We start from the raw sequence: 2514 nt of genomic DNA on the forward strand, positions 1-2514 counted from the left end.
AGCATGAAAGACTGGGGCGTGCAGTGGCCCATCGCCGCTGGCGCCTTGGCCTTGCTGGCGGCTGCCGGCGGTGGGGGAGGCGGTGGAGCGGCGGCGGCCGGCAGTACGGGGGGCAATGCCAGTCATGCCGGTAACGCCGCCAGCGGTGCCGGCGCAGGTGGTAGTGGCAGTAGTGGTGCCGGTGCCAGTGCAGGCGGCGCTGTCGAAGGTACCGTGGCCGGCGCTGGCATCTCCAACCAGCCGGAAGTCAAGGCCACGATCTCGGGTGCCGCCATGCTGGGCCCGCTCAACAATGCGACTGCCATCGCCTACGACAACCAGGGCCATGTCCTGAGCACGGCGGCGCAGGTGATCGATGGTCGCTATTCGCTGGTGCTCAATGATCCGGCCTATCGCGGCACCATCCTCATTGTCATTCGCGACAATACGCCCGGCCTGCCCGATAACTACGCCGATGAAGCCACGCTCAAGCTCACCGACCTGGGCAGCACGCCCTTGCGCGCGCTGGCCACGGCCACCGGTGCCAACCAGATCGTCAACGTCACCGCACTGACCGAACTGGCGGTGCTCAAGGCCGGGCTGGACGTGGGTTCGATCAACCCCTCCGAAGCCACGGACCTGAGCGCCGAGCGCATCGCCGCCATCAACAATGCGGTGGGTGGCTTCTTCAAGGTCGATGTCGTCGGCGGCGAGGTGACGCCGACGGTCACCCAGAACGCCAATGGCCAGGTCATCGCCAACCCCGGCTTCAACCCCGGCATCAGTGGCGAAGCCTATAACTACGGTGCTGCGCTCAAGGCCATCTCCAACCTGGTGCAGCTCGATGGCAAGGCCTATCCCAGCCAGATCGATGCCATCCAGAAGCTGGCCAAGACCCTGCAATTCGTGGACGACAGCAATACCGCGCTGAAGTGGGCCACCAATGCGCGCGGCCAGTCGTTGGCCTCTTCCAACCTGTTGCAGTCGCATCTGTTTAGCGAACCGCTGCTCAAGATCATCAACAATCCTGACAGCAGCGCCGATGCCGTGGCCACAGCACAGGGCCGTTACGACAATCTGCAAAAGTTGCCCGGTGGTGCCACCATCGCCACCTACCTGCAAGAGAACCACGTGGCCATTGCCGAACCGACGCTGCTCATCAAGGAGGCCGTGATGAGCAACCCGGAGCTGTGGCAGAGCGCGCCCCTGAACAACACCCTGCAATTGGACCAGGGCGATTTCCTGGAAGGCGGGCTGAGCGTGAAGACGCCGCCCTATGCGACCGTGAACGTGGTGCTCGATGGCAAGGACACGCTGGGCCGCGACCTGCGCATCAGCCTGCCGGCTGCGCGCTCCGATGACGCCGGCCAGGCCGTGCTGGTGTCGGACGACGATACCACCCAGCAGTTGCTGCAATTGGATCACTCCCAGCCCATCATTGCCGAGGTCACCGTCACCGATGGTTACAACAACCGCACCAACTACACGGTGTGGAAGAACAATGACGTGCGTGTGGACCTGACCACGCCGGCCGGCATGACCGATTTTGCCCAGTCGGCTCTCGCTCTGGTCAGTGACAGCAGCTACAGTGGTCGTGCTGGCGATGACCCCAATCATGTGCCCGCTGCACAGGGCGACAGCGACAAGATCACCCAGGACGGCAGCCTGCGCGTGCGGCTCACCAAGGCCCTGGTCAATGATGAACGCCTGCAGTTTGCCGTGGCTACCGCTCTGGATAGCAATGGTCATCCTCTCTTCGGTCTGTGGAAGGAGGCCGGCAAGCTGGTCCAGTCCTCCACCAATGCCCGCGGTGAGGTCGACTACATTGCCAGCGACGTGGTGCAGGCCAATGGCAGCAACTGGGTCAGGGCGCGTGTGGTGCTGGTGGGGAGTTCCTACACCGGCGGCTATGGCAACGCCAATACGGCTGCCGACACCTTGCAGTTCACCCTGGACACGGTCGCGCCGCCGCAATCGAGCCTGCAGTTCGAGTTCAACAAGGACGATGGCTTGAGCACCAGCGACGGCGTGAGCAGCCAGCGCGGCGCGCAACTGCTGCCGCTGGGAGCGCTCGAGTCGGGGGCGCAATTGCACTTCCGGCTGGTCGCCGGCAATGGCACCGATGCCCGCACCCTGCAATTGCAACTGGCCGGCGGCACCACCCAGCAGGTCACGCCGGGGAACTGGTACACGCTCGGGGCAGGGGATCGCCTGCTGCTCAACGGCGACACCCTCACCGGCAATGGCAAGGCGCAATTGAACCTGCGCCAGATCGACGTCGCCGGCAACTTCAGCGAGAACACCCAGCGTTTCGTGGTCGATAGCACCGGGCTGATCCAGCATACGGTGCAGTTGGCCAATAGTGAGAAAGCCGTCAACGATGCGCAGGCTGCAGTCAATGCTGCGCAAGCCGCGTTCGATGCGGCCGACGCCTCTACCCGGTCGGCCAAGCAGGCCAGCCTGGCCGCAGCGCAAACGGCGCTGGCGCGTGCGCAAAGCGCTGAAGAAAGCGCCATGACCCAGGCGCGTGCCGCC

The 2514-nt window shown here is 64.5% G+C and carries 1 pseudogene; it reads left to right on the forward strand.

Annotation, left to right across the window (positions count from 1 at the left end):
• Positions 1-18: 18 nt before the first annotated feature.
• Positions 19-2514: pseudogene (locus tag I5W_RS21885) on the forward strand (Ig-like domain-containing protein); the annotation flags it as partial.

Source organism: Herbaspirillum sp. B65 (assembly GCF_000333555.1).
GTDB lineage: Bacteria > Pseudomonadota > Gammaproteobacteria > Burkholderiales > Burkholderiaceae_D > Herbaspirillum > Herbaspirillum rubrisubalbicans.